The sequence below is a fragment of the Acinetobacter sp. Gutcm_16 genome, from assembly GCF_028649355.1.
In the GTDB taxonomy this organism is placed as follows: Bacteria; Pseudomonadota; Gammaproteobacteria; order Pseudomonadales; family Moraxellaceae; genus Acinetobacter; species Acinetobacter johnsonii.
This window is the reverse complement of the sequence record NZ_JAQSUV010000036.1, coordinates 236,408-262,281: the sequence shown is the minus strand read 5'-3', so window position 1 is coordinate 262,281 and position 25,874 is coordinate 236,408. Positions and strand designations below refer to the sequence as shown.

Here is a 25,874-nt window from a genome sequence, read left to right as displayed (position 1 = left end):
CCCACAGACAAAACCATTGAATTGCCTGTTTTATCTAATATTTTAATAATCAGCTCATGATTTTAAGTTGCTGATATAAATAGATAATTAAAAAAGAGATGTAGCGTGTTGATGACGTTGATTTAGCAATATCATGACTTTTCACAGCTTACGCACAAGGGCTTGATGTTTTCATTGTTTCCTTTCGTACATCCACAAAAAATTATCTATGCGCAATTCATTGTTAAAGCGACAGAATTTCCAAACATGAATTTAGTTCACTTTGGTGTGAGATTAAATCATTTTTATTCATGTGATCATTCAGGTATAAATTAAACCACGCTCTTAACGATAGATCATATTCATCGTTGCTTCTTAGCCTGATGCTCAGAAAAATCTGAGAAGGTTGGAAAGACGATTTGCTAGAAAGATCCAAAAAGAAAATTGGACAGTCTAGAAAGAGCATGAAAGAAATTCAGTTTTATCGCAGAAATATAGGGTAACAGATCGCCATGAGTACAGAGTTTGCATGTTCAATTAAACGCATTCGTTTTGATGAAAACTATCAACCAGCAGATAACACACGTCTAACGACGAACTTTGCTAACTTGGCGCGTGGTGAAAGCCGTGAGCAGAACCTTCGTAATACACTTCGTATGATTAATAATCGTTTCAATGCCTTAGCACAAACAGATAACCCGAATGGTGATCGTTATTCGCTTGAAATCGATATTATTTCTGCAAATTTAGACATTGAAGGGAATGGTCAAACTTTCCCAATTATTGAAATGCTGAAAAGCACGATTAATGATCACCACACCCATCAACGTATTGAAGGCATGATTGGCAATAGCTTCTCGTCTTATGTACGTGACTACGATTTTAGCGTGGTGCTGAAAGAACATAATAAAGAGAATTCGACGTCGTATGCACCTGAAGGTTTTGGCGATCTACATGGCAAACTGTATCAATACTTGGTGAATTCAGAGACTTTTAAAGCAGAGTTTAATCAACAGCCTGTGATTTGTTTGAGTGTTTCAACGGCGAAGAAGTACCACCGTACTGCCAATGAGCATCCTGTTTTAGGCGTTGAGTATAAACAAGATGAATATTCACGTACCGATGAGTATTTCCATAAAATGGGCTTAAGGGTTCGCTTCTTTATGCCAAAAGGGAGCGCTGCGCCTTTAGCATTCTATTTTGCGGGTGATTTACTGCGTGATTACACCGATCTTGAATTGATCAGTGCGATTAGCACCATGGAAACCTTCCAAAAGATTTATCGCCCTGAAATTTACAATGCAAATTCATCAGCAGCTCAAGTCTATCAAGCCAGCTTAGAGTATCCAGATTACTCATTAACACAAATTGTCTATGACCGTGTTGAGCGTGGTCAGCTCGCGGTCAAGCAAGGTAAATGGACGGAAGAGAACTTTATTAAGCCTTATCAAGACATCCTTGAACAATGGGCTGCGAATTATACCGTAAACAGCAACGCTGCTTAATTTAACTGAAATAGAATATTGAAATAGAGATTTAAAATGGCCATTTTATTACCAACATCAACTGCGGGCAGTTTACCGAAACCTTCTTGGCTTGCTGAGCCTGAAAAACTTTGGTCACCTTGGAAACTCGAAGGTGAGGCATTACTCGAAGCGAAACAAGATGCCTTACGTTTGTCATTGCAAGAACAAATCCATGCAGGCATTGATATCGTTAGTGATGGCGAACAAACCCGCCAACATTTTGTGACGACGTTTATTGAACATCTGGATGGCGTTGATTTTGAGAAACGCGAAACGGTTCGTATCCGTAATCGTTATGATGCGAGTGTACCTTCAGTGGTAGGTGCTGTAAGCCGTCAAAAACCAGTATTTGTAGAAGATGCTAAGTTTTTACGTAGCCAAACAAATCAGCCGATTAAGTGGGCGCTTCCTGGTCCAATGACTATGATTGATACGCTGTATGATGGTCACTATAAAAGCCGTGAAAAACTGGCTTGGGAATTTGCCAAAATTTTGAATCAAGAAGCACGTGAGTTAGAAGCTGCTGGCGTGGATATCATTCAGTTCGATGAACCTGCATTTAATGTGTTCTTTGATGAAGTGAATGACTGGGGTGTTGCAACGCTTGAACGAGCACTTGAAGGTCTGAAATGTGAAACTGCTGTACATATTTGCTATGGCTATGGCATCAAAGCCAATACCGATTGGAAAAAGACCTTGGGTTCAGAGTGGCGTCAATACGAAGAAGCTTTTCCTAAACTGCAACAATCTAAAATCGATATCATCTCACTTGAATGTCAAAACTCGCGTGTGCCGATGGATCTGATCGAGCTGATTCGCGGTAAAAAAGTCATGGTGGGTGCGATTGATGTCGCAACCAACACCGTTGAAACACCTGAAGAAGTTGCGAATACACTACGTAAAGCACTTCAGTTTGTCGATGCAGATAAGCTTTATCCATCGACCAACTGTGGCATGGCCCCTTTAGCACGTGAAGTCGCACGTGGTAAGCTGAATGCGTTAAGCGCAGGTGCAGAAATTATTCGTAAAGAACTTTCGGCTTCATACGCAGCAAGCGCGTGATGTGAAAGGGCTACCTGTTTGATAAAATGGGTAGCTTTTATCTGAGTCAAAGCATGTGTCCGTTCTACTGAGGAATAAAATGATGATTGAAGCAACAGACTTTAGAGATGCAATGTCTTTGTTAACCAGCGCAGTGAGTGTCGTAACTACGGCAGGCATGGCTGATCGTCATGGATTCACAGCATCTGCCGTATGCAGTGTGACGGATACACCACCGACATTATTGGTCTGTATGAATAAAGCATCGCGTTCACATGCACATTTTGTCGACAATAAAATTTTAACTGTGAATGTGTTAGGTGCACAACATCAGCATATTTCGAATGTCTTCGCATCTAAAATGACGTCTGAAGAGCGTTTTAAACATGGTGTGTGGACCGAGCTAGAAACGGGCGCACCTGTTTTAAAGGATGCTTTGGTCAATTTTGATTGTGAAATTGATGATATTCAAGAAGTGGGAACACATACGGTTTTTATGTGCCGTATTGTCGCGATTCAACAAAGCCAACATGAGCAAAGTTTAGTGTATTTTAATCGTGCTTATCATCAGGTCGGGCAGACCGAAACGGCTTAATTTCACTTTTTATTGAACATCAAAGCTTTGAAATGACCTCCCAAATCATAGATTTTCCACTGCTTGACTCTAGATTTGACTGTATTGAGCCCATTTCAAAAATCGAAAGGTTTTCATTTAGACTACAAGATGGTGAAAATCGGGCAACAGTGTCGGAAAATAATGAATCTAAAAATCCGATAAAAATAATAAAAACTTACTGTTTTACCAATTTTTGGTTTGTGCGTATTCTTGCTTCATCACTTAAGCACTCTCACAAATCTTTTGAGGACGAATACATGAGTTTAATCAATACTGAAGTTAAGGCGTTTAATGCAACAGCTTACCAAAATGGTGAGTTCATTGAGTTGTCTGAGCAAAACTTAAAAGGCCGATGGTCTGTCGTATTTTTCTATCCTGCTGATTTCACCTTTGTGTGTCCAACAGAATTGGGCGATTTAGCCGATCACTATGCTGAATTTCAAAAACTCGGTGTGGAAATTTATGGTGCATCGACTGATACCCACTTTACTCATAAAGCATGGCACGACACGTCAGATGTGATTGGTAAAATTCAGTATCCATTGATTGGTGATCCAACGTGGACTTTGTCTAAAAACTTTGACGTGCTGATTGAAACAGAAGGTCTAGCAGACCGAGGTACTTTTGTGATTGATCCTGAAGGTAAAATCCAAATTATTGAAATTAATGCCGGCGGTATTGGTCGCGATGCGTCTGAACTATTACGCAAAGTAAAAGCAGCACAATATGTGCATGCGCACCCAGGCGAAGTATGTCCTGCAAAATGGAAAGAAGGTGAAGCAACGCTTGCGCCGTCAATCGACTTGGTTGGTAAAATCTAAGCTGACCTCGATGGTTGCATTGTGCTGAGTCATGAGCATGATGCCTGTAAAAAAATCAGCCCAAGTGGCTGATTTTTTTATGCAGGGTTCTTTTAGCTTTTACAGATGGTAACCCTTGCTGGTGCTGGCAAAGCCTCTTAAACCCTGAATCAAATGCTCAATCAGTTTTTCCATGACCAAACGTTGTCCTTTACGTGAAGCATAGACCAACTGTACGGTTCCAATATTGGAACACCAGTCAGGCAAAATGTGAACTAGGCGACCTGAAGCAATATCTGCCTCTACCGTTAAGTAAGGCAAGTTGGCAATGCCGAGTCCATCCAGAGCTGAGTAATACACGCCTGCGACATCATTACTTTTGACCCGTGGTTCTAAAGGAATCACGATCTGTTCATCACTCTGGGTATGATGCAATAACCATTGATAATTGGACTTTTGTACCCCCAGTGCGAGCGTTGGAAAATCATTCAGCTCGGTGGCAAATTGAATTTCACGGCCCTGTAGCAGATCAGGACTGGCCACCAAACAATGCGTGGTTTTGACCACATCACGGACCACAATGCTCGAGTCTTCATTGGCGCTAAAATTGGTACGAATGGCAAGATCAATGTCATCATGCAAGACATCGACACGACGGCTGGTCAGTTCCATTTCCACTTGAACTTTGGGATATTGTTTTAAAAAATGATTGAGTAAACTTCGCACTTGATAGCGCATCATCACAGAAGGGCAGCTGATCTTGATTAAACCTTGCGGTTCACTTTTCTGTTTCAGTAAAACATTGTGTGCACTTTCGACTTGCTGAATGATTTGACGACATTCTTCAAACAGCTCTTGTCCCAAAGGTGTGACTTTAAAATGTCGTGTTGAACGCTGAATCAGGGTCACATTGTACTTGGCTTCAAGGTCTAAAATGCGGCGACTAAGTTTAGACTTGGTGATGTTCGAGGCATCGCTTGCAGCACTGAAACCGCCGTGCTTGACCACAAGATAAAAATAATAATAGTCGTCAAATGAATGCATGATGGGTTCAAGCCTGTATTGATTTTTGACCGAAGGCAGTCTGCGATGGATGATCTGATACTGTATCATCACTAACGATTGCGCACGACAAAAAAGCGACCCGAGGATCGCTTTTACTGAGGTCTGATTATTTCTGCGCTGTATTTTTGCTATAGCTTTGAATCAGGTTTTTATAGTCTGGAATATGCGCTGCAAAGAGTGAACCGAGGCCTTCAATATCATTACGCCAGTCGCGGTGTAATTCGCAAGCTGCACCAAACCATGACATTAGCTGTGCGCCTGCCTGAGACATGCGATCCCATGCTGCATCACGGGTGATGGGGTTAAAGGTTCCCGATGCATCGGTAATCACAAAGACATCAAACTCTTCTTCCAGTGCCGACAGTGCAGGGAAGGCCACACAGACTTCAGTTACTACACCCGCAATAATCAATTGTTTTTTACCTGTGGCTTTCACGGCTTGAACAAAGTCTTCATTGTCCCATGCATTGATTTGCCCTGGGCGTGCAATATAGGGTGCATTGGGGAACATTTCGACCAATTCAGGGACTAAAGGACCGTTTGGACCATCTTCAAAACTGGTGGTCAGAATGGTGGGAAGATTAAAATATTTCGCGGCAGCAGCCAGTGCCAGCACATTGTTTTTAAATTTGTCTGGGTCAATGTCACGGACCAATGAAAGGAGACCCGCTTGGTGGTCAACCAAAAGAACCGCTGCATTATCTTTGTCTAAACGAATATAAGGTTTCGCCATTTTTCTGTCCTCGTTGTGATTATCAGTCGAGTCTCAAGGCAATTAGTAAGAAGGTTAGTGCCTTGAGCTTGAACATCATCATAGGTAGGAAAATGAGACAATAAAATAAGCCAAACGAGATGCTTAATCTTAAAAATAGGAAAATTTGAGCAAAAATATGCCATAAAAATAAAGAATGGCTTTGTTTTTAAATTGGTTTTTATGCAGGTGAGATGATTTTAACGAGATTGTCCTATTCGTGTGATTGTGTGTACTAGCACAGTGCTATAAGAGGGCTGAGGAAAGGGGTAGTATAGATTGCATATTCATCCTATCGATATAGGAGTTCCAAGATGAAAAAAGTAATCGGTGTTTATCGTAATCAAGACATGCATTGGGTGGGTGATGGTTTTCCTGTCAAAAACCTCTTTTCATATGACCGCTTAGGACAAGCGATTAGTCCGTTTCTACTTTTGGACTATGCTGCACCTTACAAATTTGATCCAACCACATCGCAACGTGGTGTGGGTTCACACCCGCATCGTGGTTTTGAAACAGTCACCATCGCCTATAGTGGTGAAGTGACGCACAAAGACTCTAGCGGCGGCGGTGGTACCATCAATACTGGCGATGTACAGTGGATGACTGCAGGTTCAGGTGTGGTACATGAAGAGTTTCATTCTCCAGCCTTTGCTGAGCATGGTGGTCTGTTTGAAATGGTGCAACTTTGGGTGAATTTGCCAGCCAAAGACAAAATGACCACACCACGTTATCAAGCCTTGACTGTGGCGGATATCCCACGTATTGAAATGGATGATAATGCTGGACATCTCCGCGTGATTGCGGGGGAGTTTGGTGGTCATCATGGCCCTGCTCAAACGTATAGCCCCGTCAATGTTTGGGATGGTGAGTTAAAAGCAGAGTACGAAACTTTTATTCATGTGCCCGTCACGCATAACACAATTGTGGTGGTACTCAGTGGTGAAGTGCTGATTAATGGCACGCAAAAAGTGGTGGATAGTTCCATTGTGATGTTTGCTCAAGATGGCGAAGCTGCAATTCAACTACAAGCGCTGCAAGACACTAAGTTCTTGGTGTTGACTGGTGAACCACTAAATGAGCCAATTCAAGGTTATGGTCCATTTGTCATGAATAGCAAAGCGGAAATTGTGCAAGCCTTTGATGATTTTAATCGTGGCAAGTTTGGTGAAATCCCTGTTGCTGTAGTGGACTAAAATCTTGTCGCTAAAAAGAAGAAATCCCTACTCGGTCAAGGGTAGGGATTTTTTAGGCGCTGTAGTCTTCTTGTTTTGCATAGTTGGTCATGAATTATTATGTGATGTGGTTATCGTTTTTATGCGGGGCATATCTTAGCGCCTTTTCGCTGGTTTGTAAAACAGATGTTATAAAAATAGTTAATTTATATACTTTGTTTTTAAACAATTTATATTTTTATTTAAAATAAAATGTATAAAAAACGTGTGCTTATTTGAGTGCTTTTTTAGTGTAATGAAATGTAATTTAAGCAGATATCTTCCTATCGGTGCGGCACATGAAAAAATGTGATTCTGGTATTTTTTAATAGCCCTATTTTTTCGACATTAGGTCATAATTTCAGTCAATATAAGTCAGACTGACGGATCATAATTTTGGATATTGCAGTTATTGGTAGCGGCATGGCCGGTCTTGCTACCGCAAGAATTCTAAAGGATGCTGGGCATAATATTACTATTTTCGAAGCACTGACTGGGCGAGGAATGGATAGCCACAGTACAGAGTTTGAAGGTGGTCTGATTGATGCTCCGTTACGTGTCATGAACCCACACTTATGGAAAAATACCTTAAGTCTTGCGACTTATTTAGGCATCAAAACGTATCCAGTACGCACCTACATGGCATGTAGTTGGTTGTTTGAAGACCGTACAGAAACATGGTTAACCACTACCCGTAGCCGCATTGGTAATTTTCCGATTATCAATAACCGCAAAGGCCTGCAGCAGTATGGATGGCGCTTGGTTAAAGGTATGTTGCAGCTTAAAACCGCGATTGCTAAATTCTTCAAATCTAAAGATCAAGACATTACCTTGGCTGAATTTATCAACCAGCATGACATTGAAGAAGTGTTTTGGCATGGCGCAGTCATGCCTGTGCTCTACACCATCTGTACCTGTAATCCAAAAACCATCGGCGAATGGCCAGCGAAACCGCTGTTGATCTTTTTACGTCAGTTGACGGATGGTGATGCTTTATTGCGTATACAAGGGGGAACACCTGCCTTGGTCGATAAATTGATTGAAAACATCAATATCCAAAGCGGATCTGCTATTAGCAAAGTCACTGAACAAGGTGACAAAGTTTTGGTTGAAAATAATAAGGGCGAACAACAACTGTTTGACCGTGTGGTGGTGGCAACGCCAACCACAAAAATTGAAGAGTTTTTAGATCCTGTTCAGTTTGCAGATGATATTGCGCTGTTAAAACAGTTCCGTTTTGAGCAAGGTCAACTGGTGATCCATACTGATCCTTCCGTGATGCCGCCTAAGCGTAAAGACTGGTCGGTGCTGAGCTATATGATGGACCGTAAGTTTACCCGTCAACAGTTCACGGTTTGGCTCAATTCAGTCGAACCAAGTCTGGTCGGTAAAAACGCTGTGTTCCAAACGTGGCAGCCTGTGACCGAGATTGACCCGAAAAAAGTGATTTCAACTGTAACTTTGACCCGTGCGGTGGTGGACTCGCAAACTGTGGCTTTGAATAAAGAGTTACAACAACGCCATAAAAGTGCTAACCGAAAAGTCTTCTTCTGTGGTTCATGGTCGTGCGATGGTCTGCCTATTTTAGAGTCTGCCGTAACTTCAGCAATGCATATTGCAGAAATTTTCGGTGCACCATTGCCGTTTGTTGGATTAAAACCTAAAGTTGAGGTTGCCCCACAACTCGGCTACTAAAGCATGAAATGGCTCCAAACCTTACAGCGACATCTGCCCAAACATAAATATGCAATTGATGCAAAACAATTGGGAGATCATGCTGTATTGGCTTGGAGCAATCTTGGCTATTGGGATGATGCAAGGTCATCCTATCCTGAGGCTTGCCAAACACTGGCAACGCATCTTGCTGATCGATTACAGCTAAAATCAAATGACCGTGTTTTAGACTTGGGCTGTGGGCAGGGCGCGAGTCTATTGCTGTGGCAGCAGCATTACCATGTTCAGCAACTTTGTGCGGTTGAGTTACAAGCCGAATGTGTCCAACGCATACAGCACACTTTAAATTCAAAGATACACATCATTCAAACGTCATTTTTAAATTTAAATTCAAAGCTATTTTCAGCACCTTTTGATGTGGTGTTTTGCCTCGATGCCGCTTATCACAGTGATTTAAATTCATTTCTAAGATCAACCCATTCTGTTTTAAATTCAAAAGGGCGCATCGGTTTTCACTATCTGATGTTGAGTGATGCATTTTTGAATTTAAATCGTTTTGAGAAGCTTCAACTGAAAATGCTGTTAAAGGCAGCCGATGTTCATTTGGAACATCTTCAGTTAGACGAGAATTTGCAGCATTCGATAGAAGCGCAAGGATATCAGCAGGTTGCTATTGAAGATTTATCAGATGCAGTTTTGGCGGGGTTTTCTCGTTATTATCATGTGCATTTAGTCCAACAGGCCGCTCAAAATTTGGATTATTTCAAAATTAAAATGACGGCTAAGCTCTGCCAAAAATTATTTGAACAGGGCATCGTGCGCTATGTTCAAATTACAGCAGTTAAAGACATTTAAAATGAAATAAAAAACCAAAGGGCCAGAAACAACAAAGCCTCACTAAAAAGCGAGGCTAAGTATAAAATGGTGCCGGCACACGGATTCGAACTGTGGACCTACTGATTACAAGTCAGTTGCTCTACCAACTGAGCTATGCCGGCAACGTGGTGAGAATAATAGCGGATTTTCTTGAAAACGCAAGCCAAAAAGTGAGCGATTGAAATGCACATGATTGTTTGTGCAAACTTCACCCACCAAAGGGTGGGTGAAAGCTAAGAATAAAATTCGGGGCTGTGATGAAACTGTTTTTAAATAGGGTTAAGCGAAAACATGGAACTTATTTGCTCCTTAAAATTTGATCGAGGTCTTGGGCACATTCTTCCAACGTAAAAGCCATGTCGAGTTGCATTTGAGGTTTGAGTTCATTGGCCAGCGTTCTCCATTGTTCAATCAGACGAATTGCTTTTTGAATTTTATGTTTGTTGACATCCTTTGCAAGGGTTGGGGTATAACCGCCTCGTTTAGCGTTTTTAATTTGTTTGACATAATTGGTGCTGTTATTCATTCTGACTCCCGAATAGCAGTTTTATTGGTCAATTTAGTGTTTCGCTAGTTATATACCGCAAATGAATTGTGCTTCATAAACATTGCATCTAGATGATCGTTGATGATTTATTTTAACCTCCCTTAGAATTTGTTTTAGCTCAAGTTTGAATCAGGTTCAAGCGTTTATTTTTGAATAAATATTTCACTTTGTGGTGCAAATTATCCTGTTTTGTGAAGAGTCGTTTTTATGAAGCAGACTTTGTGCCAAGTCTAAATAAGAATGTTCAGCATAAAAAAAGACCTTAATCTTTCGATTAAGGTCTTTAAAATTTTGGCTGAAAGAGGGAGTCATATTTTTGTATTAAGCATATGATAATTAATTAAAATAAAAAATTATATTTTTATTTTACCCCCATTTTTACCCCCAATTAGATCGAGGTGGCGGTGTTCTTTTAAGTTCATGGAACCATAGAACAATTATAAGGTTATTTCACATACATTTTTCAAAATGACATGTTAATAGTAGTCCACTAAATGATTCTCAGATGAACTGTGTCGTTATACTGATAGGTGTTTGTGTTAGTGAGTTACTACAAGCACACTGGGAAGAATTTGATCTGGAATGGCGTAAGTAGGATATTCCTGAGGAGCGTATGAAGAACCGATTGCCACATCGTGTGCCATTGACGGACATGATGATTGAGGAGCTGCAGGCTTTAAGACTTACTTACAATCAGGAACTGCTTTTTCCACATCGTTTGGATAACAAAGAACCTATGCGTAGTGAGTCTATTTTGGCGGTGATCAAGCGTTCAGGCAATGCAGGAAGAATGACCACACATGGTTTTAGATCTCTATTCAGTACAGTCGTAAACGAATCAAATTTATTTAATCCCGATGCCATTGAAAGGCAGCTTGCTCATGTGCCTCAAAATAGAATTCGCTCGGCATATAACCGAGCGCAATATTAGGATGAGCGGGTGAGGTTGATGGAGTGGTATGGGGAGCAGGTGAAAAGGTGGATTACTCAGTAATTAGCCTTTCCTTTTTCATTACACATTTCCTTTTTATACGCCTCATTAATTAGTTTCTCTAGAACTTCGGTTTCAGAAATGTTTTTGAAATGTGCTAATTTTTCTAAAAACTTTTTCGATTCTTTCTTTAATGGTAAATGATAACTTTTTTTAGGGTTATCTTTATTTTTCCTTCTAAAAACATTTTGCTGCCAAGCTTTTTTAAGTTTATTTAAATCATTAATATATTTTTCTTCATTATAAATATATAAATCATCAAAATATGCATAAATATATTCTTGATGTAATTCATGGGTATCAATATGAATTTTAGGAAAAACTGAATATCTAAAATTTTTATCAATATAATTTACAGACCATTCAGTAAAATCTTTATTATTAATATATTTTTCTAAATTCTTTCTTTCATTCTTAATCTCTCTATAGTCGGCTATATATTTATTTAATACTAAGTCTATCTCGTCTACTCCCCCTAGTTTTTCTTTATATATAAAAATAATTACTAAGAAAAAAATATATGGATTGTGAATTTGTTTATATGTCCTTGAACCGGTGATTAAGGATATTCTGTGTTCGCTTGAAAATCTGTTAACTAGAAACCAGCATAATCTATGGCTAGTTTTTAATGAGTTAAGATCAGTTTTTAATAAGTACTTCTCCTTTTTATTATTATATTTATCTATAATTAAATTAAGGCTCTCTTCTTCAAATGTTAATAGAGTATTTTTTATATATTCATATAGAAGTTCAAAAGAAGAATATTTGTTGAAAAAATCTAATAAGTAACGCTGCGGGTGATTATCCTCATTATCTAAATTCCAAGCAATCCATACATAATCACACTTATTAAAACCTCTTAAAAAATTATTAATTAAAAAATCTTTCTCATTATGGGAATTTATAGATCTTAGAGCCATTTTTTAAAAGATATCCGTAGTATTTCTTGTAGTATTTATACTAGTATTTAAGCAAGTGTTTTTCAATACTAAAGTTATGGCAGATTCCTATAAATCATAGCCTATACGCATTTTTTACTAGTTATTATTAGAGTTAAGCTTAACTCTAGCTTTTTTGAGACTAGAGCCTGCATGAATTTAAGCGTAGAGCAGGGAGGAAATGTTTTTCATGTGGGGAAGGGATGCTGTACTACAGGAGGAATTTGGACTCCCTAGAGCTTTGGTTATTAATCTAATCGTTTATTAGGTAACACTTTATTGTGAAGTAAATGTATATATATACTGAATTCCCTATACCTATGTAACTATCACACACATAGGTTTAAACATGAGAGATTCAATTAATCAGGAAAAACTTACACTTCATATTGAGAAATTTTTAAAACGTTTAAAAAAAGAACGAACAAAATGGGATGGATTCTATTCACAGCTTATAGATCTATTATTTGACTTTAATGATATTTATGATCCTGATGATGAATACACAGGTTATCTTAAATTCTTTGTAATTCTGAGATATGACTTACAGAGAATAGACTCTGGTTATTTTGAACTTATGGACGAGTTAAAGATAATTGGGTACAGAGAGATAAGAAAATGGTTTTTAGATTTATTTGAGCTTTTCAAGAAAGATTATGAAACCATTGAAAAACAGAAAGATGAAAATAAAGTTGAAGTTCAGGAATATTGTAGATCAATACTTAATAAATGCAGTCGAATATTAGTTGCTCGTGTAGACTTGGGTTATTTGCAAGAATATTCTAGTCGAATTAGAGTTGAAGATATTTATAAGGACTTAGATATACTGCTTAACCGTATTCAAAATAAAGATGGCATATTTAAACATGTGGTCGGGTATATATGGGGAGTGGAGCAAGGCGGTAAAAGTAAAGGTTTTCACTGTCACTTAGCAATCATTTATGATAATGCCTATCGTGATGGAAGCGCAGCATATTGGGGGGATGAAATTATTGAGTTATGGAAGGATATTACTAGAGGTTATGGTCAAGGCTATAATTGCTGGAACCGGGAACGTGTAGCGAAACTTAGAAGAGAGAATAAGCTGGGGATCGGTGTGATCTATCGTCGTGATTCAACCCAAGTGACAAATTTCATTGAGGCAATGCAATACATTGCTGATCATCACAAACGTACTCTTCAATACTTACGTGTAAAGCCAAAAGGACGAAGAGTATTTGGTAAAGGTCAGTTAAGAGTGCCGTATGATCGACGCTAAATGAAAATAATCTCAGATACAGCAGGTAAATAGCCACCGATTTTATAGATACCTTTTAGTTAGATATGGACTGTCACTACTCTCCTAGACAAATTTAGTCTATTCTTTTTGCATAGGAGAGAATATTGTGAGTGGGCAACGATATACTCCAGAATTTAAAGATGAAGTTGTTAAATTGATTAATGAACGTGGATATTCTGTCACTGATGTAGCATAGCGTTTAGGTGTATCACAGCACAGCATTTATAAATGGCTAAAGGCGGTACAACCTTTACGTAACAACTCTGATGAACATGAACTACGCGAAGCAAAGAAAGAAATCCTACGTCTTAAAAGTCAGCTTAAACAGACTGAAGAGGAACGGGATATCTTAAAGTGAAAGCACTGCTTTCACGCCGCTTTGCAAGCCTGCCCGAGTGAAGTATCAGTTTATCCTGGAATACAGCCATCAATTTAAGATTAAAACGATGTGTCGGGTCGTTAAGATCGCTCGTGCTGGTTACTATGCCTGGTTGCATGAACCTGAATCAGGCAGGACGATTGAAGATAAGCGGTTATTACAGCTCATCCATTCTTCTTATGAGGCCAGTTATGGCATCTATGGTTATCGTCGCAGTACGCTGGATCGTAAGCGTCCGCTGAGTTATTTATGGGAGGATTATCATCCAAGCAGATAAAATTATAAAGCACTGATTTAATTGCATATAACAGAAAGAATATGAAATCTGTTTTAATCTCCATATATGATGAATATCATTTAAAGCATCGTAAAAATAGAGACTTTATTCAGCTCATTAAAAGGGTAATATAATTTAGTCCTCAGTAAAGCGAGAAGCATTGAAGTGTACTTAGCTGGAATTTATGCATCTTTATATGCTTACTAATGATGTTATCAAAATAAGCTAAACATTCGAGTAATGGAATCCTTGGCTTAAATAGGTTTCGGGTTATTTTTAGCAAGTAAATGAAAAAGTAGTTAAATGTCATCTTATTTAAATATCTGCGGCGTATGGTTCAGCCATCTTTAGATGGGTTGATGCCATGCTCGGTTCTCTTGAAAAATTCCAATTAAAAACAATCAGCGTGGTATGTATAAGTTTCAGCGCTTTATTGCTTACCGCTTGTCAAACTACTACGATAACGCGAAATCAACAAGCCAATACAGAGCAACAGCTCCAACAAGAAAAAGTCCAACAACCGAAACGTGTGGTCTTTTTTTTGGGTGATGGTATGGGCATCACCACGCTTACCGCTTCACGTATTTATGCTGTTGGTGAAGATGGTCAGTTGGCGATTGATCGGCTGCCTGAGTCTGCTTTTGTTCGTACCTTTTCTGAAGATGCGCAAGTCACGGACAGCGCACCTTCGATGGGCGCGTACATGACCGGTGTGAAGATGAAAAACGAGGTGATCTCGATGCAGACAGGGACGATTGCGGTTGAACCTGACTCAGTAGGGAATAACCAGTGCGTTAGTAACCCACAAAACAAAAATAAGCAAAACACACAGACTTTACTTGAATTAGCCAAAGCAAAGGGCTGGGGGACAGGGGTTGTGACCACAACGCGGATCACGCATGCCACACCAGCATCGACTTATGCGCATATATGCCACCGTGATGCTGAAAATGACATTGCATCACAGTTGGTCCCGAGCTCAAAAGGCGATGATTATCAACGCTATAACCTCAAACTCAAAGATGGAGTCGATGTGGTTTTAGGTGGAGGTAAGCGTCAATTTTTGCCTAAAGATGCAGGTGGAGAACGTACTGATGGGCGCAATCTAATTACCGAGATGCAAAAGGCAGGCTACCGCGTGGTTTTTGATGAAAACCAACTGTCCCAAGTGCAACTGGCGAAAAATGAAAAATTATTGGGTTTATTTAATCACAGCCATTTAAATTACGACTTGGATCGCACCAAGAAAAACTTGGCAGAGCCGAGTCTCAAGCAAATGACGCTGTCTGCTTTAGACATCCTGACGCAAAATAAAAAAGGTTTTTTCCTGATGGTGGAGGGCGGGCGTATAGATCATGCGCTGCATGACACCAATGCCAAACGTGCTTTACAAGACACGATTGCCTTAAATGATGCTTTAGAAGCAACCATTCAAAAGCTTAAACAAAGTGATCCTGAACTTAAAAATACACTGATTGTAATCACAGCCGACCATGATCACACCTTGGTTTTAAATGGTTATGCCAAGCGTACAGGAAAATACGTCGAAGGTAAGGAAACCAGTGTGCTTGGATTGGTAAAAAACTATGATCAAGCGGGCTTTGCTCAAGATATTCATGGTCAACCTTATCCGATTATCGGTTTTGGTACGGGCAAAAAACGCCCCACTCAAAACCGTATGGATGACTTGGTACTGAACTTAAAAGACACTGATGTCTGTCATCCTGTACAAGGGCCAAAGGCACCACAAGGTGAAAAATATAGTTTCACCTATCCTTTGGCTGAAACGGGTTGGTGTACGGGCACTGCTGCGGATGATTTCCAACAAGAAGCTGTGATTCAAACGGGCTATAAAGATAAAGAAACGCATGGCGGTGCAGATGTGTTTTTAGGTGCGATTGGTCAGGGAGCCGATCAGTTCTCAGGTAGCCTTGAAAATATTGAGGTCAATCACCTCATTCGTAAGATCACAGGCTTATAGCAGAGGGATATCACATGAAACATACTTTAAAAACCATCCCATACATGATGCTTCTGCTTACAGCGTCGATTTCTTCAAGTGCTTTGTATGCTGTGGACACCACAGTTACACCGACGAAAAGCGTTATATTCTTTTTAGGCGATGGCATGGGACCAACCACAGTGACGGCAAGTCGTATTTATGCTGTGGGGGAAAATGGCAAACTGGCCATGGACAGCATGAAGCACGCAGCAAGGATTAAAACCTATTCTGAGGATGGTCAAACCACAGATAGCGCTCCCTCTATGGGCGCCTATATGACTGGGCAGAAAAATAAAAATGAAGTGATTGCCATGACAACAGGAACGGTTGCGGTCGAACCTGAAGAAGGAAAATTGCCGAATGGCAAAAGCTTAGCGAAAGCCATCAACCGTTGTCCAGAACAGGGCAGTAGTATGGTCGCAGGGATGCCTGCGTTAAGTATTTTAGAACTGGCAAAAAAGCAGGGTAAAGCGGTTGGCGTAGTGACGACGACCGAACTCACCCATGCCACACCTGCGGCAACCTATGCACATATCTGTCACCGTGATGCGCAATACGATATCGCGCTTCAAGCTGTTCCAAAAGGTAAAGCTTATAATCCAAACTTATTGGATGGTATTAATGTCCTTATGGGAGGCGGCTTAAATCATTGGACGCCTTATGATGCAGTCTCTAACCCCAAAGGGCGCTTGGATGGTCGTGATTTATTGGCAGAGTTTAAACAGCAGGGTTATCAAATCGTTTTAAGCCAAAGTGATTTGGCACAGACGGTCAATACTCAGAAAATTTTCGGCGTATTCTCCACACAGTCACATTTAAATTTTGATTTGGATCGACTCAAGAAGAATATAGAGACTGAACCGAGTCTGGCGGCGATGACCAGTAAAGCGATTGATGCACTGCAAGCACAGAGTCATGGACAAGGCTATTTCTTGATGGTTGAGGGTGGGCGTATTGACCATGCGCTACATGCCAATAATGCCAAACGGGCATTGCAGGAAACCAAGGCATTTAATGATGCAATTCAAACTGCACTGGATAAAGTGGATTTGAGCAATACCTTGATTGTAGTGACGGCAGACCATGACCATGTGATGACCTTTAATGGTTATGCCGCACGAACGGGCCAAACGACGGAGACTAATCCAGGTATTTTGGGGCTGAGCTATGACTATAATATTGCAAAAGAGCAAAATGCTTACAGCAAAGTGCTGGCTGATGGCCAAGTACATAATCCATACCGCGATGTAAATGGGGCAACAGGAACGACGCTCGTTTTTGGAAATGGTACGGGCAAGCGTTTAGATATTCGTGACAGTATTAGCAACGAGCAAGCCTTTGCTGACGACTATAAACAAGAAGTCGGGGTACAACTGACGAAAAGCGAAACACATGGCGGCGGAGATGTGATGCTGTTTGCTGAAGGAAAGAATTCAAATCTATTCAAAGGCACACAAGAAAATACATGGGTATTTGAGCAATTGAAAAAGGCGTTTGGATTCTAATGGATACAAGATTTATACGGCCGTTCAAATTCAAAATGAAATTCTTAGCATTGTCTTTCAGTTTGCTCAGTCCATGGGTATGGTCGGCCGATGAATATCGTATTGATTATCAGATTGAACGGTTGGATGCCAATGGGGTCACGACCATTCAAAAATACAGTGAGAAAATAATTCGAGATGAGCAAAATATTTGGATTGAACGTTTAAACACACAAACGCATGCTGACGAAGCCCAGACACATAGCAACGCTCATGTGTCTGCCAAAACAGACACCCATGAGCATGTGAGTTTTGACAGTGCAATTCAGTGGATGCAGCGCAAAGATGTAGTCGGGCAAGCAAACGTAGAAAGTCCGTTTCAGCGTTTTTATATTTTGCCAGATGAAAAAATGCGGGTGCAATTGCAGGATGTCGATCAAGAAATGCTAGGGATGAAAAACTGTTGGCGCTGTGAATATAGTTTGATTCATCCTGACATTTTAAAGCGAGCACAATTGATTCAACGTGATCCGAAGTTAGCGCGTTATCAAATAAGCAGTGCTGGGCAAACGTTGAATATTATATGGAGTGAACAAGATCAACTGGTTCAAAAATATGAATTGCTCAAACCGACCTCAGGCTATGCCAAAACCTTTACCGTGCGCAAAATTGGCCAACATGTTGCTACACCTTGGACACAAACAGAAAAATACAGCGAACGTGACTATGCGGACTTTAGTGATTAGCCGATGAGTTTTTGACTTTTAATTTCGACGTTAAAATAGAAATACCTGTGATTTTTTTTTGGAAAAATAAGCGCTTAGGACTGTGCCGCTTGTACAGTTAAACCACTCCAACGCTTAAACGCACGTCGAAAATTGGTCGCATCGTTAATTTGTAAATACTGAGAAATCTGTTCAGTTTTAAAACCATGTACACGATATAAAATAATGGCAGTATGCAAACGACTTTGATCGAGTTGCGCCTGAAAATGTGTCTGATGCTTTTTCAGTTTACGTTTTAAGGTGGCAGAACTCATTTGAAAATAGTCAGCGGTTTGTTCAAGTTGAATATTATTTTGAATATTCTGCATTAAATATTGGTGCAAACTGAGCAAAAAACTCTGTTGAATATTTTGAGCTGTCATTTCTTTCAGCGCATATTGATAACTGATTGAAGCTAAGGTCGAAGAGGCATTGGGAAGTTTTTCATAAATCAAATCGCGAGGTAGGCTCATCATGTTGATCGGGCGATTAAACTCTAAAGCACTGCCTAAATGTGTCCAATATTGTTCAATATAATCCGGTTCAGAAAAATTAAACTCGAATTTCCACGCTAACTTGGTTTGATACAGTTGACGGCTAAACGCTTGTATTGCACTCATTGCGCTTTCGATTAAAAAGCGATTTTCAAGCTTGTTTTCATCTAACCAATAAATATGAATATGGTTTTGGCTGTACATGAGTCGAGGGCATAACCACGGTGAAACAGACGCGGAAAATGTTAAATAACGGCTAAGCGCTTCATCGAAGGTCGATGCATACAGCATGGATTTAATGGCGTCATTAAAGGGGGTGGTTAGGCTGCGTTGACCAAATAAAAAACTGATGTCCTGATTGCGAAAACACTGTTCAGCATTTGTTAAAACCTGTTGTAACTGTTGCTGGCTAATCAGCTTTTGCCCTGAAAAGATATCTTCCAAGAAAATACCGCTACCACTGAGTAGGACGTGATGTTCGACTTCATGGCTGACTGCTAAATCAATTAAAATAGACAATTGATGATGCGCAGGAATGTAGCTGTAGTCGCATTCAAAGCTCATACGGTGACTCGCTTTGGTGAGTAGTATTGCTTCACTTGGAGCAATTGCTGATTTAAGGCATTCAAAAGTTGCTGAGCAGTTTGGTATTGCCCGACTGAACAGCAGGTCGTGAGTGCTTTTAGAGGAATGTGCACGGACAGATCACGTTGATAATAAGCACTGACCATAAGCATGCGCTCAAGCTGAGCTGCCATTTTTTCAGCCTGTTGTAGCTTCGTCTCTGGTAACAGCATAATAAAACGATCTCCTGCGAAGCGACAGAGCAGGTCTTGTGGTCGTAAGTTTAAGCTAATCAATTGTGAAACATGCTGTAAAATAGATGTGCCTTCATCAAAGCCATGTGTTTGATTAATCTGATTAAAATTATGCATATCTAGCAGTATGACGGACATGTCGCTGGGTTCATGCAAGTTTTGCTCGATTGCGGCTTTGAGCTGTGTTTTAAAATAATGAGCATCGGCCAAAGGGGTGAGTGCATCGAATAAACGATGATCCCGATAAATGCGTTCTCGTTTTTGCATGTGTTTAGAAATTGCCTGTTCTTCTTGATGCCAAAAATAAATCCCGATGGTAAATAGATACAGTCCAATTGGAAAAGGAATGGACTCAAGCCATGCATCCCACATGATTTCTTTAGGCAGGCGAATAAACTCATCTAAGCTGTCCATCCACATGTGGAAAAAAATAAAACACAGTCCATAAAAGATATAGTTAGTTACACGGCCCAAAGGACGGCTTTTAATAATAAAGAAAATCCAAATACCAATAAAAACAGTTGCTCCCCCTTCACCTAAAATATCGACCCAGTTCCATTCAGCAAATGACTTGCTCTGCCCAAGTAAGATAAACAACCAAAGGGATAAGCTACAGGCAGTCGCTACACATAATAAAGGCCAGCGGTAGTAAGCAAAGTATTTAGGCATAGCATTTTTTGAAATGATTTATTTTCGCCCAAGCTAAACAGATTTAGATGACAGTTTGATGGCAATGGCTAGGGTCAAAATAGATCAGGGTATTTTTGATTTTTGAGAATAAAAATGCTGAAAAACCCTATCTTTGAGGTGAATATGTATCATTCTGTATGCTCAGTATTTTCTCTATAAAGATCAAATTAGCTCATTTTTTGCTGAAAAAGGCCAAAAACAAATAAAAAGGACAGATCGTAAAAGGCACTGTCACATCATGTTCACATTCAATTTCTATTGTGCGTTCAAACCATGCCACTTTGGCTTGAGGGGAAGAACATAATGCAAAATAATCAGAGCCGTTTCATGAAACATAAGCGTGCGGGTTTTCAGCTCAGCACACTGGTCCTGTCAATGCTGAGCATGACGCATCTACATGCCGAAGATAACACGGTGGAATATGTACAGGTCATTGGTCAAGCTGCAAGTATGGATAAAGCACTCAAAGAACAAAAACGTGCCGACCAAATCAGCAGTGTGGTACATGCCGATGGCATTGGACAATTACCCGATGACAATGCCGCAGAAGCGTTGCAACGGATACCAGGTGTATCTACAGAGCGTGACCAAGGCGAAGGACGTTTTGTTTCCGTTCGTGGTTTAGGCGCTGACTTAAATGCAGTAACCATCAATGGTACTTTGGTTCCCGCGCCTGAAAGCGATCGCCGTGGCGTAGCATTGGATGTCTTACCTTCAGAGCTAGTACAGTCATTGGCTGTGGTGAAAACGCTGACACCAGACATGGATGCCAACTCATTAGGTGGTACGGTGCAGGTTGAAAGTTTATCGGCTTTTGACCATGACGGTTTGTTTTATACGGGAACGATTGAAGGTGGTTATGATGAAAAACGGGAAAAATATAGACCTAAAGCATCTGGTGCTATCAGTAATCGTTTCAGTGTTGGTGAGGGGCAAGACAACCTTGGGGTGGCACTGGCACTGAGTTATCAAAACCGAAAATTTGGCTCGGACAATGTTGAAACGGGTGGGGCTTGGGATGGTGACGCACTTGAAGAAACCGCAATGCGTCAATATGACATCGAACGTGAGCGCATTGGTGCGGGTTTAAACTTTGATTACCGTCCGAATGACACAGGCGAATACTATTTAAGAACTTTATATAGTCGCTTTAAAGACACTGAATCACGTCAGGAAGTGGCGGCTGAATTTTCTGATCCACAACTTGCAGGCCAGCGTGGTGATGCAGAAGTGACTCGTTCACTGAAGAGCCGTGAAGAAACACAAGAAATACAGTCTTTTGTCCTCGGTGGTAAGCAAGGTTTTGGCACGTGGACGGTGGAAGGTCAGCTCGGTTATAGCGAAGCATCGGAGGAAAATCCAGGGGGAATTTCGGGGGCAAAATACCAAGGTGATTTTAGTAATGTTGGATTTAATAATACGCAAAAACCTGTAATTACGGCAGACCAAGATTTTTATGATGCGGCCAACTATGAGTTAGATTCGGTGTCGTGGGAAAAATCTAAAACCACCGATAAAGAATACAACGGTAAATTAGACTTTTTGAAAGACTATATGCTGGGGAATTATGCTGCTGCATTGAAGTTCGGCGGAAAAATCAGTCAACGTGAAAAAACCAACAATACCGATGAATGGAAATATGAAGATCTCAGTACGTCAAGTTCAGATTTCAATTCAAACAGCCATTATGAACTGGGTCAGTTTGGTCCAACCATTAATAAAAACGCTATTAAAGATAAAATCAGTGGATTAAATCCAAATGATTATGTGGTTGCTGACGGTTCAATCATTAATGACTTTAAGTCGAATGAAGACATACAAGCGGCTTATGTCATGAATACCGTTGATTTGGATCAACTGCGTGTGATTGCAGGCTTGCGTTATGAAAATACCAACTTTGAAGCACGTGGTTTTGAGTTCAATGATGATGTGATTACTGCGACTAAATATGAAAATGACTATGATCATTGGTTGCCGAGTTTACATTTGCGTTATCAATTGGCCGATAACGCATACCTCCGTGCCGCTTGGACCAATAGTGTGGTCCGTCCAAGCTTTGCGCAAAGTGCACCAGGTGTCTATATCGATGGTGATGAAGCTGAGTTTGGTAACCCAATGTTAAAGCCTTTAGAGTCTTCTAACTTTGATCTGGGTGTAGAAAAGTATTTTGGCAAAGCCAGTATGGTGGGTTTCTACGCATTTTATAAAGATATCGATAACTTTATTTATAACACCAATATTGCAGGAACAGGGCAATGGGCTGACTTTGATGAAGCTATTACCTATAAAAATGGTAATGAAGCAAAACTGTACGGGATGGAGTTTGCCTACTCACAAAAGTTTGACCATCTAGAAGCACCATGGAACGGGTTCTTGTTGGGTTTAAATACCACCTTTAGTAAGTCAGAGGCGGATATTGATTCGATGAAAGATGGCGAACTTCTGAGCCGTCGTATTCATTTACCAAACCAGTCGGATGTGGTCGGTAATGCCATGATTGGTTGGGAAAATGAGCGCTTTGGTGTACGACTTTCAGCAAATTATAAATCGAACTATTTGTATGCATTAGGTGATATCGACACGCCAGAAAAAGACATTTATACCGATGACCAAATCTTCCTTGATTTCAGTAGTCATGTGAATTTATCTAAAAACTTACAATTGACGTTTGATGTGCAAAACATCACCGATGAAACTTATTACAACTATGCAGGCTCTAAGGCTTATAACGCTCAATATGAAGAATATGGCCCAGCATACAAACTTGCACTGACCTACACCCATTTTTAAGTCGAATTAAATTTAGTTCTCAGGTTTGCTCAGTAAAAGCAGACCTGAGTTTCCTTGCCCAATTTTGAGTGTCTCTATGAAATTTTCATCTTTTAAATTGTCTGCTTTAAGCAGTTGCTTGCTGTTATTGAGCGCATGCAGTCAGCACAGCGTGCCCCAAGCTCCGCAAAATAGCCAGTCGTTAAGCTCGGCTGAAATACCAATAGATCAGCCTATGGCAGCGAAGTTGCAATTACGTGAAGTCGACATGAATGGGGCAAAAACTGAGGATGTGCAATGGTTAAGCTTGAGTGCATGGCCTGAAGTTGCCGCACTGTTGAGCAGTAAAAACAAAGGGCTACAAATCTTAGATGATCAACAAAATGTACTACATCAAATTCAAGGTCAGTTTGGGCGTTTTGATTATCGGATTGGTTCGGAGCGTTTATTGATTGCTGCGTCAAATGTGCAACAACAGCAAATTCAACTGATAAGCATGAACTTAAAAAATAAAGCATGGGACAAACCCAGCTTTATTCCAAAGCGTTCATTTAAGTCTGAAGATGTTTGCTTATATACCGATGCTCAAGGGCTGAGTTTTGCTTTTTTAGTAGGCGAAGAGGGGCTTGGTGAACAATGGTTGGTGGCTCAGCATGAGAAGGCTTTGAGTCAACCACAGTTGGTACGCCGTCTCAGTTTTCCACCTGCCAGCAGTGTATGCAAAGTGAATGATGCCACAGCAGAGCTGTTTATTAATGAAGCGAATGTTGGCGTTTGGGCATATCCAGCTCATTCCGAAGCAGACATGGTGCGTCAGGCGGTGGATCTCGTGCAACCCTTTGGTTCGATTCAAGGTTCACCTTCTGCAATTGCGATTGTAGATGATCATGTCGCTGTACTCGATGCGGAAAAACCTTTGCTTTATCGTTATCAAAAGCAAGATAAGCAATGGAAAGCACAGCCGCCTTTACAACTAGATACGGTGAAAGAAGCAGAGACTTTGAGTGTTCAAGGTAATTTAACAGATAAATCCTTGCTGATTTTAGATGATAAAACCGTGAAAGTGACAGATGTGGAATGGGAAACTCAAACCCAGACCAAAGCCCAAAATATCATCACTATTCCAGCAGAAGTGCAGACGGAGGGCGTGCCAAGTACAGGTGATGCGGCTGATGATCCTGCGATTTGGCATAACGCTGCACAGCCGAGTCAGTCCCGTATTTTAGCGACAGATAAACAAGGTGGTTTACAGGTTAACGACTTACAGGGCAAAACTGTGCAGTACTTGCCAGTAGGGCGATTGAATAATGTCGATGTACGCCACGGTTTTAAATGGGGCAATCAGACAGTCGATTTGGCGGTGGCATCGAACCGAGATCATAACAGCCTGCATCTCTTTGCGATTCAACCCAAAACGGGCAAGGTTTCTGTGCTTGGCGAGTTAACAACCACATTGGATGATATTTATGGCATTTGCATGTACCGCGACGCTCAAGGGGAAATTTATGCCATTCCCAACGATAAAAATGGGACTTTTGTTCAATACCACATCACGGCTGCACAGCAAAAATTACGGGCTGAAGAAGTACAACGTTTTTCAGTGAAAACTCAACCTGAAGGCTGTGTCGTAGACGATGCCACAGGGCGTATTTTCTTGGGTGAAGAAGATGTCGCGGTGTGGGTAAAAGATCTCAACCCAAAAACTCAGCTTCCTATGCAGCAGGTGATAGGTGTAGGAGAGGTGATGCATGATGACATTGAGGGGATGGGACTTTATCACGGCAAAAACCAAAGTTATTTGGTGGTTTCAAGCCAAGGCAATGACAGCTTTGTGGTGCTTGATGCTGCTGCACCTTACACGGTTCTTGGCGCGTTTCGTGTAGGCATCAATACCGACAAAGGCATTGACGCTGTGTCTGAAACAGATGGACTAGATGTGAGTTCCCTAAATTTTGGTGGCAAATGGAAGCGAGGCATGTTGGTGGTGCAAGACGGACGTAAACGTATGCCTGAAACCAATCAGAACTTTAAATATGTGCCTTGGGAAAAAATCGCCCAAGCGCTGCATTTGGACTAAATAACTCTTTAGTACTTTAGTACCTGAGTGAGTACATGGGCTGCTAAAGAATCACAGCCCATTTTAAAAATATATATGTACTGCACCATGCAGTAAAAAAATTGGAGTGCGTTATGCAAGCAACGATGGATCAAATGTCAGTTTGGATGTTGATTAGCCATGCCAGTGTGTTGGTGAAAGTAGTGATGTTGATTTTGGTTTTATCCTCAGTCGTAAGTTGGTATTTAATCGTGCGTCACGGCATGTTACTTCGTGGACAAGAGCAGCTTTGGAACCGTTTTTTAAAGAATTTTAGACAGCAAAAAGATCTCAATCTTTTACAGCAAGATTACCAACAGCCTGAACAACAAAAAGGCGTTGTCAGCATTTTTCAACATGGGGTGGATGAATACCATCAATTGATCAAAGATGAGCAACTCACTACAAGTGATGTGATTGATGGGGTAGAACGTCGTTTGCTCAGCAGCATCAGTGAAGAAGAAGAAAAGCTTCAGCAAAATCTGACCTTTCTTGCAACAGTCGGTTCAGTCAGCCCGTATATAGGCTTATTTGGAACGGTCTGGGGCATTATGAATGCGTTTATTGGACTGTCTGCCGTTGAACAGGCAACCCTCAATACAGTTGCACCAGGGATTGCAGAAGCGCTGATTGCGACAGCTATTGGTTTATTTGCCGCTATTCCTGCGGTCGTGGCGTATAACCGCTTTTCGGCACGTGCTGACAAGCTTTCCAGTCGTTATTACGGTTTTGCCAATGAGTTGCAAACGCGTATTTATCGTTTGTTGGGGCACACTGAGCGCACTTCGCGTTAAGGAGCAAGAAC

The 25,874-nt window shown here is 40.7% G+C and carries 20 protein-coding genes, 1 tRNA gene and 3 pseudogenes; 17 read left to right on the top strand and 7 right to left on the bottom strand.

Going from position 1 to position 25,874, the window contains the following annotated elements; genetic code table 11:
• Positions 1-491: 491 nt before the first annotated feature.
• The 4 genes from PTT44_RS14845 (at position 492) to ahpC (ending at position 3,983) form a co-directional block, all read left to right on the top strand.
• Entirely contained in the window at positions 492-1,484 is a 993-nt protein-coding gene (locus PTT44_RS14845; RefSeq protein WP_168158703.1) for a DUF1852 domain-containing protein, read from the top strand.
• Positions 1,485-1,520: 36 nt separating this feature from the next.
• On the top strand, positions 1,521-2,567 hold the full coding sequence (locus PTT44_RS14840) for a methionine synthase (RefSeq protein ID WP_126034897.1): 1,047 nt from the start codon (positions 1,521-1,523) through the stop codon (positions 2,565-2,567).
• An 82-nt stretch (positions 2,568-2,649) separates the two neighbouring features.
• Entirely contained in the window at positions 2,650-3,141 is a 492-nt protein-coding gene (locus tag PTT44_RS14835; protein WP_035326242.1) for a flavin reductase, read from the top strand.
• Between the two features lie 278 nt (positions 3,142-3,419).
• Positions 3,420-3,983, top strand: coding sequence for an alkyl hydroperoxide reductase subunit C (gene ahpC, locus PTT44_RS14830; protein ID WP_168158702.1), 564 nt, complete (start codon positions 3,420-3,422; stop codon positions 3,981-3,983).
• A 99-nt stretch (positions 3,984-4,082) separates the two neighbouring features.
• Here the strand turns inward: ahpC and PTT44_RS14825 are convergent, their stop codons facing one another.
• Positions 4,083-5,006 carry a LysR substrate-binding domain-containing protein gene (locus tag PTT44_RS14825; protein WP_168158701.1) on the bottom strand — a complete coding sequence of 308 codons (924 nt, stop codon included), beginning with the start codon at positions 5,004-5,006 and terminating at the stop codon, positions 4,083-4,085.
• 127 nt (positions 5,007-5,133) lie between these two features.
• Positions 5,134-5,760 (bottom strand): isochorismate family cysteine hydrolase YcaC, encoded by a 627-nt coding sequence (gene ycaC, locus PTT44_RS14820; RefSeq protein WP_087526726.1) that lies wholly within the window; start codon positions 5,758-5,760, stop codon positions 5,134-5,136.
• A 332-nt stretch (positions 5,761-6,092) separates the two neighbouring features.
• Between ycaC and PTT44_RS14815 the strand changes: the two genes are divergently transcribed.
• The 3 genes from PTT44_RS14815 to PTT44_RS14805 all read left to right on the top strand — a co-directional run bounded on the left by PTT44_RS14815 (position 6,093) and on the right by PTT44_RS14805 (position 9,521).
• Positions 6,093-6,974 carry a pirin family protein gene (locus tag PTT44_RS14815; RefSeq protein WP_004978180.1) on the top strand — a complete coding sequence of 294 codons (882 nt, stop codon included), beginning with the start codon at positions 6,093-6,095 and terminating at the stop codon, positions 6,972-6,974.
• 414 nt (positions 6,975-7,388) lie between these two features.
• Positions 7,389-8,687 carry an FAD-dependent oxidoreductase gene (locus tag PTT44_RS14810; protein WP_004978178.1) on the top strand — a complete coding sequence of 433 codons (1,299 nt, stop codon included), beginning with the start codon at positions 7,389-7,391 and terminating at the stop codon, positions 8,685-8,687.
• Between the two features lie 3 nt (positions 8,688-8,690).
• Complete coding sequence (locus PTT44_RS14805) at positions 8,691-9,521, top strand: SAM-dependent methyltransferase (RefSeq protein WP_168158699.1); 831 nt, start codon at positions 8,691-8,693, stop codon at positions 9,519-9,521.
• A gap of 67 nt (positions 9,522-9,588) precedes the next feature.
• Here the strand turns inward: PTT44_RS14805 and PTT44_RS14800 are convergent.
• Together PTT44_RS14800 and PTT44_RS14795 are read right to left on the bottom strand one after the other, a co-directional pair.
• Positions 9,589-9,664 (bottom strand) — tRNA-Thr (locus tag PTT44_RS14800).
• Positions 9,665-9,840: 176 nt separating this feature from the next.
• Positions 9,841-10,068 (bottom strand): hypothetical protein, encoded by a 228-nt coding sequence (locus PTT44_RS14795; protein ID WP_004691623.1) that lies wholly within the window; start codon positions 10,066-10,068, stop codon positions 9,841-9,843.
• Positions 10,069-10,606: 538 nt separating this feature from the next.
• Between PTT44_RS14795 and PTT44_RS14790 the strand changes: the two are divergent.
• Positions 10,607-11,083: pseudogene (locus PTT44_RS14790) on the top strand (tyrosine-type recombinase/integrase); the annotation flags it as partial.
• Here PTT44_RS14790 and PTT44_RS14785 read toward each other — a convergent pair.
• Positions 11,077-12,000, bottom strand: a complete 924-nt coding sequence (locus tag PTT44_RS14785) for a hypothetical protein (protein ID WP_168378966.1) — start codon at positions 11,998-12,000, stop codon at positions 11,077-11,079. The pseudogene PTT44_RS14790 and the gene PTT44_RS14785 sit on opposite strands and share 7 nt — an antisense overlap.
• A 367-nt stretch (positions 12,001-12,367) precedes the next feature.
• Here PTT44_RS14785 and PTT44_RS14780 point away from each other — a divergent pair, with 367 nt between their 5' ends.
• The 6 genes and pseudogenes from PTT44_RS14780 (at position 12,368) to PTT44_RS14755 (ending at position 18,185) form a co-directional block, all read left to right on the top strand.
• Positions 12,368-13,276: a YagK/YfjJ domain-containing protein gene (locus PTT44_RS14780; RefSeq protein ID WP_168378967.1), complete on the top strand. Its 909-nt coding sequence runs from the start codon at positions 12,368-12,370 to the stop codon at positions 13,274-13,276.
• 127 nt (positions 13,277-13,403) lie between these two features.
• Positions 13,404-13,908 (top strand): annotated as a pseudogene (locus PTT44_RS16610) (transposase); the annotation flags it as partial.
• Between the two features lie 59 nt (positions 13,909-13,967).
• Positions 13,968-14,160 (top strand): annotated as a pseudogene (locus PTT44_RS14770) (IS982 family transposase); the annotation flags it as partial.
• A 157-nt stretch (positions 14,161-14,317) separates the two neighbouring features.
• Positions 14,318-15,934, top strand: coding sequence for an alkaline phosphatase (locus PTT44_RS14765; protein WP_131273880.1), 1,617 nt, complete (start codon positions 14,318-14,320; stop codon positions 15,932-15,934).
• 14 nt (positions 15,935-15,948) lie between these two features.
• Positions 15,949-17,460, top strand: coding sequence for an alkaline phosphatase (locus tag PTT44_RS14760; protein ID WP_168378968.1), 1,512 nt, complete (start codon positions 15,949-15,951; stop codon positions 17,458-17,460).
• 35 nt (positions 17,461-17,495) lie between these two features.
• Positions 17,496-18,185, top strand: a complete 690-nt coding sequence (locus PTT44_RS14755) for a hypothetical protein (RefSeq protein ID WP_252725842.1) — start codon at positions 17,496-17,498, stop codon at positions 18,183-18,185.
• Positions 18,186-18,259: 74 nt separating this feature from the next.
• Here the strand turns inward: PTT44_RS14755 and PTT44_RS14750 are convergent, their stop codons facing one another.
• Together PTT44_RS14750 and PTT44_RS14745 are read right to left on the bottom strand one after the other, a co-directional pair.
• A complete protein-coding gene (locus tag PTT44_RS14750) occupies positions 18,260-19,261 on the bottom strand; it encodes a helix-turn-helix transcriptional regulator (protein WP_168378970.1) in 1,002 nt (333 codons plus the stop codon).
• A complete protein-coding gene (locus PTT44_RS14745; protein ID WP_168378971.1) occupies positions 19,258-20,184 on the bottom strand; it encodes a diguanylate cyclase domain-containing protein in 927 nt (308 codons plus the stop codon). The genes PTT44_RS14750 and PTT44_RS14745 overlap by 4 nt, the downstream gene beginning before the upstream one ends.
• A 324-nt stretch (positions 20,185-20,508) precedes the next feature.
• Here PTT44_RS14745 and PTT44_RS14740 point away from each other — a divergent pair, with 324 nt between their 5' ends.
• From PTT44_RS14740 to tolQ, 3 genes are all read left to right on the top strand, one after another.
• On the top strand, positions 20,509-22,995 hold the full coding sequence (locus PTT44_RS14740; protein WP_273795690.1) for a TonB-dependent receptor: 2,487 nt from the start codon (positions 20,509-20,511) through the stop codon (positions 22,993-22,995).
• Positions 22,996-23,071: 76 nt separating this feature from the next.
• Positions 23,072-25,051 (top strand): phytase, encoded by a 1,980-nt coding sequence (locus tag PTT44_RS14735; protein WP_273795689.1) that lies wholly within the window; start codon positions 23,072-23,074, stop codon positions 25,049-25,051.
• A 113-nt stretch (positions 25,052-25,164) separates the two neighbouring features.
• A complete protein-coding gene (gene tolQ / locus PTT44_RS14730) occupies positions 25,165-25,863 on the top strand; it encodes a protein TolQ (RefSeq protein ID WP_049590884.1) in 699 nt (232 codons plus the stop codon).
• Positions 25,864-25,874: the final 11 nt, after the last annotated feature.

What these genes read in the sequence shown, in the direction of transcription:
- PTT44_RS14845 (WP_168158703.1), top strand. Translation starts at nt 492, where the DNA reads ATGAGTACAGAGTTTGCATGTTCAATTAAACGCATTCGTTTTGATGAA.
- PTT44_RS14840 (WP_126034897.1), top strand. Translation starts at nt 1,521, where the DNA reads ATGGCCATTTTATTACCAACATCAACTGCGGGCAGTTTACCGAAACCT.
- PTT44_RS14835 (WP_035326242.1), top strand. Translation starts at nt 2,650, where the DNA reads ATGATTGAAGCAACAGACTTTAGAGATGCAATGTCTTTGTTAACCAGC.
- ahpC (WP_168158702.1), top strand. Translation starts at nt 3,420, where the DNA reads ATGAGTTTAATCAATACTGAAGTTAAGGCGTTTAATGCAACAGCTTAC.
- PTT44_RS14825 (WP_168158701.1), bottom strand. Translation starts at nt 5,006, where the DNA reads ATGCATTCATTTGACGACTATTATTATTTTTATCTTGTGGTCAAGCAC.
- ycaC (WP_087526726.1), bottom strand. Translation starts at nt 5,760, where the DNA reads ATGGCGAAACCTTATATTCGTTTAGACAAAGATAATGCAGCGGTTCTT.
- PTT44_RS14815 (WP_004978180.1), top strand. Translation starts at nt 6,093, where the DNA reads ATGAAAAAAGTAATCGGTGTTTATCGTAATCAAGACATGCATTGGGTG.
- PTT44_RS14805 (WP_168158699.1), top strand. Translation starts at nt 8,691, where the DNA reads ATGAAATGGCTCCAAACCTTACAGCGACATCTGCCCAAACATAAATAT.
- PTT44_RS14795 (WP_004691623.1), bottom strand. Translation starts at nt 10,068, where the DNA reads ATGAATAACAGCACCAATTATGTCAAACAAATTAAAAACGCTAAACGA.
- PTT44_RS14785 (WP_168378966.1), bottom strand. Translation starts at nt 12,000, where the DNA reads ATGGCTCTAAGATCTATAAATTCCCATAATGAGAAAGATTTTTTAATT.
- PTT44_RS14780 (WP_168378967.1), top strand. Translation starts at nt 12,368, where the DNA reads ATGAGAGATTCAATTAATCAGGAAAAACTTACACTTCATATTGAGAAA.
- PTT44_RS14765 (WP_131273880.1), top strand. Translation starts at nt 14,318, where the DNA reads ATGCTCGGTTCTCTTGAAAAATTCCAATTAAAAACAATCAGCGTGGTA.
- PTT44_RS14760 (WP_168378968.1), top strand. Translation starts at nt 15,949, where the DNA reads ATGAAACATACTTTAAAAACCATCCCATACATGATGCTTCTGCTTACA.
- PTT44_RS14755 (WP_252725842.1), top strand. Translation starts at nt 17,496, where the DNA reads ATGAAATTCTTAGCATTGTCTTTCAGTTTGCTCAGTCCATGGGTATGG.
- PTT44_RS14750 (WP_168378970.1), bottom strand. Translation starts at nt 19,261, where the DNA reads ATGAGCTTTGAATGCGACTACAGCTACATTCCTGCGCATCATCAATTG.
- PTT44_RS14745 (WP_168378971.1), bottom strand. Translation starts at nt 20,184, where the DNA reads ATGCCTAAATACTTTGCTTACTACCGCTGGCCTTTATTATGTGTAGCG.
- PTT44_RS14740 (WP_273795690.1), top strand. Translation starts at nt 20,509, where the DNA reads ATGCAAAATAATCAGAGCCGTTTCATGAAACATAAGCGTGCGGGTTTT.
- PTT44_RS14735 (WP_273795689.1), top strand. Translation starts at nt 23,072, where the DNA reads ATGAAATTTTCATCTTTTAAATTGTCTGCTTTAAGCAGTTGCTTGCTG.
- tolQ (WP_049590884.1), top strand. Translation starts at nt 25,165, where the DNA reads ATGCAAGCAACGATGGATCAAATGTCAGTTTGGATGTTGATTAGCCAT.